At 47.7% G+C, this 5,938-nt stretch carries 5 protein-coding genes and 1 pseudogene; 2 read left to right on the plus strand and 4 right to left on the minus strand.

From position 1 onward, the window contains the following. Positions 1 to 68: 68 nt before the first annotated feature. Positions 69 to 356 carry a response regulator gene (locus V8L71_RS20095; RefSeq protein WP_336275263.1) on the minus strand — a complete coding sequence of 96 codons (288 nt, stop codon included), beginning with the start codon at positions 354 to 356 and terminating at the stop codon, positions 69 to 71. Positions 357 to 585: 229 nt separating this feature from the next. Here V8L71_RS20095 and V8L71_RS20100 point away from each other — a divergent pair, with 229 nt between their 5' ends. Both V8L71_RS20100 and V8L71_RS20105 read left to right on the plus strand, forming a co-directional pair. Next, a complete protein-coding gene (locus tag V8L71_RS20100; protein ID WP_336275264.1) occupies positions 586 to 1,041 on the plus strand; it encodes a putative pterin-binding protein in 456 nt (151 codons plus the stop codon). A gap of 18 nt (positions 1,042 to 1,059) precedes the next feature. Beyond that, the gene (locus V8L71_RS20105) at positions 1,060 to 3,306 is read left to right on the plus strand and encodes an ATP-binding protein (RefSeq protein WP_336275265.1); all 2,247 of its coding nucleotides are present in this window, start codon (positions 1,060 to 1,062) and stop codon (positions 3,304 to 3,306) included. On the opposite strand, the gene V8L71_RS20110 is transcribed toward V8L71_RS20105, so the two are convergent. The 3 genes and pseudogenes from V8L71_RS20110 to V8L71_RS20120 all read right to left on the minus strand — a co-directional run. Then, a complete protein-coding gene (locus tag V8L71_RS20110; protein WP_336275266.1) occupies positions 3,231 to 4,490 on the minus strand; it encodes an EAL domain-containing protein in 1,260 nt (419 codons plus the stop codon). The two genes, V8L71_RS20105 and V8L71_RS20110, sit on opposite strands and share 76 nt — an antisense overlap. A gap of 98 nt (positions 4,491 to 4,588) precedes the next feature. Continuing rightward, positions 4,589 to 5,761, minus strand: coding sequence for a methyl-accepting chemotaxis protein (locus V8L71_RS20115; protein WP_336275267.1), 1,173 nt, complete (start codon positions 5,759 to 5,761; stop codon positions 4,589 to 4,591). Between the two features lie 64 nt (positions 5,762 to 5,825). Continuing rightward, a pseudogene (locus tag V8L71_RS20120) lies at positions 5,826 to 5,938 on the minus strand (IS630-like element ISHsp2 family transposase); the annotation flags it as partial.

Here is a 5,938-nt window from a genome sequence, read left to right on the forward strand (position 1 = left end):
CTTCCAAGCCCAGGCCGAGTGTTAGAATCTGGGTGCCGTCCATGTCATACCTCCTGCCGCTGTGGAGGTCATATTCTGGCCCAGCTCAGGGGGCGAATTCCACACCCAACGTCGAAGAGCCTAAAAAGTATTGGTCCCTGCCATCCCTCGTGCTGGCGTAAATGAGAGACCACATCCATGCCGCAACTATCAGGTAACCGCCAGTCAATGATAAAAAAATCAAACGTTTGCTGTTGAGTTGCGCGACGAAGCTCGCTAGAGCGAGTGAATAAAGATACCTGGTGGCCCGCGGTTGTGAGACACAGTTCGATGAAGGTCTGCTGGTCTAGATCATCTTCAAGTACGCCAATATGCATGATGATTTCCCTTATTTTAGTATGTTAAACGCCATGCTCGTAGACGCGAAAAGCTCATACATAAAGTTTAGTTGATAATGGTACGTTGACACAAAGGTTCACAGTTAACCTTCAGACGGTCGATATATACTCGTGGCATTCTTAATCATCAGTGCTGAGGTGCCTCATGATAATTCGACCTGTGGTTTGTAAATTCAGGTTTTTATTCGTGGTAGCGAGCTTTGCCCTAATGTCGACGTGTGCTATCGCTCTTGAAGCGCCTGAAGGCCCTGTCATCCTGGTGATAAGCGGTGAGTTGGGGCAGCCCAATGTGGGGAACGAAGCCCATTTTGATAAAGCGATGTTAGAAGCCTTGGATCAACACGAAACGACGACTCGCACGCCTTGGTATGATGGCGCGGTGCGATTCTCTGGCCCGTTGGGGCGGGCCATACTGGAAGCCGCTGATGCCAAAGGGGAGAATATGCGTGTGGTGGCGCTCAATGAGTACGCAGCAACGATACCTGTCAGTGATTTTGAGAATCTTGATGTAATTCTGGCTATGCAAGCGGACGGAAGAGCGCTACGCATTCGCGATCAAGGGCCGCTCTTCGTTATTTACCCTTTTGACCAGCATCCTGAGCTCTTGAATGAAGAAATCCTTTCACGCTCAGTGTGGCAGGTAAAGCGCATAGAAATTGATTAACATAAGCAGGTAAAGGGTATGTTGACCACCATGAAGTTTTATTTTACCCGCCGCGCCAGGGTCGCTACGTTTTCAGCGATCCTTTTTTTTCTTTCAGCGCTAACGACCGGCGGAGTTATTTTTAGCCGCCAACACGCGCTGGAGAATCGCCTGCTTGAGAACTTATTGTGGGCCGGTTACCAGTATGACCGAGAAGTGCGTGAACTTCGTTTAATGTTACTCGAAATGCAGGCTGATACCGCGACTGCGGATGATGTGTTATTGCGTTATGAAATCCTATTTAGTCGGAAAACACTCTTTTTTCAAGGTGATATTGGGAAGGTAGTGGGTGAGCTTGAGCGTGTCGAAGGGGTTATTCGGCAGACGGAAGTGCTGATTTTAGAGATGGAAACCTTACTTGAGCCGCTATGGGATAACACCGCTGAATTAAATAGTGCGTTGATAACCACGCTGTTGGACAAGGCTTCTAACCTCCAGCAGCTCACCGGCACCATCTTAATAGAAACCAATGCGCATGTATCTCGAATGCGTAGTGAGGAGCGGCGGGTGTTGACACGTCTCTACGGATTGGTGCTGTTACTTATTACCTTGTTAATGTTTTCAGGCGGTATGTTAGTTCGCGCGTTGATCTTGGAAGGGCGGTCGAGTATTCGCAAGGCGCAGGCATTAGAGGTTAAGGGGTTAGAATTAAATCAGGCGGCCAAACAGGCTGAGAAAGCAAGCTTAGCGAAATCGGAGTTTATGGCCGTTATGAGCCATGAAATACGGACACCGTTAAACGGGGTGGTCGGTATGGCCGATTTGCTTAGCGAAGAGGTAAAAACCCCTACCGCAAAGACGTATTTAGCGGCGCTGAAGCGGAGTGCTGAGAGCCTGCGCGCAGTGATTAACGATATCCTCGATTACACAAAAATTGAGTCTGGGCGTCTTGAGTTAGACTATCAACCGTTTGATCTTTATCAGTGTATTGACGAACTATGTGAAAGCTACACGCTTCGTGAGCCCAAGGCGAAGGTAGCCTTCAGTTACTCTATCGATCCCACTCTGCCACGTTATGTTATGGGTGACATCGCGCGGTTACGTCAAATAATAATGAACTTAATTAATAACGCGCTCAAGTTTACGGAAGAGGGGTTTGTAAAGTGTCATGTAAAACCGTTAGAAGATGAGAATATCCTCGTAGAGGTGCACGATACGGGGTGCGGTATCAATGAAGCTGATCAAACGCAGTTATTTTCAGCTTTTTCTCAAGTGGACACTTCAATTGCACGTCGCCATGAAGGCACCGGCCTTGGGCTTGCCATATGTAAGCGGCTAGTAGAAGCAATGCAAGGTGAGATAGGCGTCAATAGTCAGCAAGGTATCGGTAGCCGGTTCTGGTTTAGCGTCAAGCTGCCTGCGACTGAACCAGTGACCACTTACCTGATTGGGAAGAACCAGGTTGGGCTCGCTGATAATTACCATATTTTAGTGGTTGAGGATAATCCGCTTAATCAAACGGTTGCTCAAGTGATGCTTGAGCGCCTTGGGCAGCAGGTGACGATTGCAGAAAATGGTCAGGAAGCACTCAATCAACTAGAAAGTGGGCATAGTCGATTTGATTTAGTATTAATGGATATGCAAATGCCAATGCTTGATGGCACTGAAACAACGCGGCGTTGGCGCCATTATGAGATGGCGCATGCACTGCCTAGGCTGCCTATCGTCGCGATGACCGCGAACGTCATGTCTGAACATCGCGAACGCTGCATTAATAGCGGGATGGACGATATGATTCATAAACCCTTTACGCGGGATGAACTATATCAGGTCATCTGCCGCTATCTATCCCCGCCAGGTGCTTCAGAACTCGCCATCTCGCACTCTATTGAACATACTACTCAGAGCGTCACACCGTCATCAGATACGGCCAATTTGGAGCACGTTTTAGATGCGCGTATTTGCACAGAGCTAAAAGAGGCTTTTGAACCCCCTGAGCTAAATAATTTAATGACCACGTTTTTAACTCGGCTGAATGATCGCAATATTCGCCTGGATGCTTACTGGCAGTCAGAGGATCGCGAAGCGTTATATCAAGAGGCACACTCATTAAAGGGCGCTGCTTCCTCTCTTGGCTGCATAGCGATTGCAGAGCAAGCCAGTCAGTTGGAGCAAGCAGCGTTAAAAGCACCACTAGAGGAACTTGCGGCTTATGTGGAATGCATAGCAGGACTGCGAACAACGACACAACAAGCGTTGCAGCGGGTTAACATGCTCTCTTCTTGAGTGGCTTTAGTGGTTTGCGAGTGTTCATACAACCAAACATTAAGGGCGCCAGCCGTTAGCGGGCGAGAAATAAAGTACCCTTGACCCACATCACAACCTGCTTCGACGAGCTGGGCGTATTGTGAAGCCGTTTCGATGCCTTCGGCAACGACCTTAAGCCCAAGGCGTTTGCACAGATCAATGATCGATAGCGTTATGGCCAGGGCGTCTTTATCCTCATCCATCAGTGAGACAAAACTGCGGTCAATTTTGAGCTCAGTAAATGGCAATCGATGGAGTTGTGTTAAAGATGAGTAGCCGGTACCAAAGTCATCTAATGCGAGTTGGCAGCCGCGTTGTCGCATCGTTTTAAGTACAGCGCTTGCATAGCCTAAACATTCAACGCCTACAGATTCGGTAAGCTCTAACGTAATATTGGCGAGTGATGCACCACTTTGCTGGATGAGCTGATCAAATTCTTCCACGACACCTTCTGCTTGAATAAAGGCCACTGGTATATTGATCGCGACGTTCAGGTTACACCCCAGCGATTGCCACAGCGCTTGTTGCTTCAAAGCATGCTCAATGACGCACCGGGTGAGGGGAATCATTAGTCCGCTTTGCTCAGCAAGTGGTATAAAACTATCGGGATAAAGTATGCCTCGTTCTGGATCCTGCCAGCGCACCAACGCTTCCACCCCTATGACATGGCCTTGTTGAAGATCGATTTGGGGTTGATAGGCTAGAAACAGCTGGTTCTCAACAATGGCGTTCGCCAAATCATCTTTTGTGGGCGGTTTAGGGGCCTCCTTTAATGTTTCAAGGAATGGCACTAATTCGGTAAGCAACTTAGATTTAGGCAGAAATCCCAGCATGTGAAAGCCCATTGCTTTGCCTGCTGAAAGCGCGATATCGGCAGTTTCCTGAGTGCAACTGCTAATAATTAAAATTGAAGCTTTTAAGCGTAAATCATAGAGGTAGTCTAATATATCAAGGCCTGTAAATTCGCCTAGGCCAAGATCAAGCAAAATGAGTTCGGCATTGAGTAGTGAAGGTTGTCGCGCTAGTTCACCAAGGCTCCCCGCCGTCACAGCCTCGTAGCCATGTTGGTTTAGCAGCATTTTTCCCAGTAATTGCACATCTAGATCATCATCAATAACTAACGCATTTGATAGCATAGGTGTTCCTGCAATGGCTACTTTCATGAACTGGGCTTTATATCATTAGCTTGATGGAGCGAAAAAATGCATAAGATAAATATAAGTTTCCCCGGGCTTAATGCAGCCCGGGAAAAATAAGAAGCTTAGAACGCTTCCCACTCGGGTTGCTGGTGGTTGACTAAACGGTGTGCTGCAACATTGGCGGGCGATGACTTGTTAGCCTGAGCTACCACTAACTGGCTAGGCACTGATTGAATATTAGCGTTATTGCTAAGTTTAAATGCCCCCACCAGTTTGCTGAGTCGATCGGCTTGATTGCTCAGCTCTGCTGCTGCTGCGCTAGACTCTTCCACCATAGAGGCATTGTGCTGCGTCATGCTATCCAGTTCGTTAACGGCATCATTAACTTGCCCTATACCCACACTCTGCTCTTTAGCACCGGCACTGATTTCAGCAATTACGTCAGCCACACGCTCAATGCTTTTCACCATCTCCTGCATGGTGTCGCTGGTTAGCTTAACCTGATCGACACCCGATTTTGTGCGGCTTAACGATGTGTTTATCAGTGTGGCAATACTCTTTGACGCATCACTAGAACGGCTAGCTAATATACGCACCTCTTGTGCCACCACTGCAAAACCACGGCCATGTTCACCTGCACGGGCGGCCTCAACGGACGCATTGAGCGCCAATATATTGGTTTGAAAAGCGATACTGTCAATCAATTTGATGATATTACTGATCTCTGAAGATGAATCGTTAATGGTGCCCATTGTTTTCTCAACGTTCTGCATTGAGTGTAAGCCTTGCTGAGCGAGCTCCTTAGTTGAAAGAGCGAGCTGATCAGCTTGCTGGGCAGAGTCAGAGGCGTTGGTAACCACCGCCGCGATTTGCTCCATCGAAGCAGAGGTTTGCTGCAAGTTCGCAGCGGCTTGTTCGGTCCGTGCTGCAAGTTCTTGACTGCCTTTAGCAATTTCAGTGGATGCATGCTGAAGGCTCACCGTGCTGCTGCTAACTGACTGAAGCGTATCATCAATACGTTTAATAAAGGCATTGAACTCTTGCGCTAGTTCTCCAATCTCATCGCGGCGACTACTTTCAATACGCGCGGTCAAATCACCATCGCCTTCGGTAATCTCTTTAATACGACCACTAATTTGGCGAATAGCCCGAGACATCATTAGCGGTCCTAACAAAGCAATAAGCGTTGCAGCAATAAAGATAATTAGTGCAATTACGATGGTAGTTGTTTGTTGCATCTGGATTCTTTTAACTACAGCTGTTTCTGCTTTTTTGGTAGCTGTTTCGATATTCATTCCCGCGATGTCATATATATCGCGTAGTGCATTAAAGTGAGTCAGTGAAGAGCCCTCTAAGTGCCTATTCAAAATTAATCGCGTGATCAGTTCCGTAACCACCGAGTAAGCGGTGTACCTCTTCATGTAGACGTTCAAACGAGAGATAGGCACTCAAGGGCAGCCAGGTGTACTTCA

The organism is Vreelandella indica (genome assembly GCF_037070225.1).
Taxonomy (GTDB): domain Bacteria; phylum Pseudomonadota; class Gammaproteobacteria; order Pseudomonadales; family Halomonadaceae; genus Vreelandella; species Vreelandella arctica.

Excerpts from the sequence above, each read along its gene's own strand:
- V8L71_RS20095 (WP_336275263.1), bottom strand. The coding sequence starts at position 356 with ATGCATATTGGCGTACTTGAAGATGATCTAGACCAGCAGACCTTCATC.
- V8L71_RS20100 (WP_336275264.1), top strand. The coding sequence starts at position 586 with ATGTCGACGTGTGCTATCGCTCTTGAAGCGCCTGAAGGCCCTGTCATC.
- V8L71_RS20105 (WP_336275265.1), top strand. The coding sequence starts at position 1,060 with ATGTTGACCACCATGAAGTTTTATTTTACCCGCCGCGCCAGGGTCGCT.
- V8L71_RS20110 (WP_336275266.1), bottom strand. The coding sequence starts at position 4,490 with ATGAAAGTAGCCATTGCAGGAACACCTATGCTATCAAATGCGTTAGTT.
- V8L71_RS20115 (WP_336275267.1), bottom strand. The coding sequence starts at position 5,761 with ATGAATATCGAAACAGCTACCAAAAAAGCAGAAACAGCTGTAGTTAAA.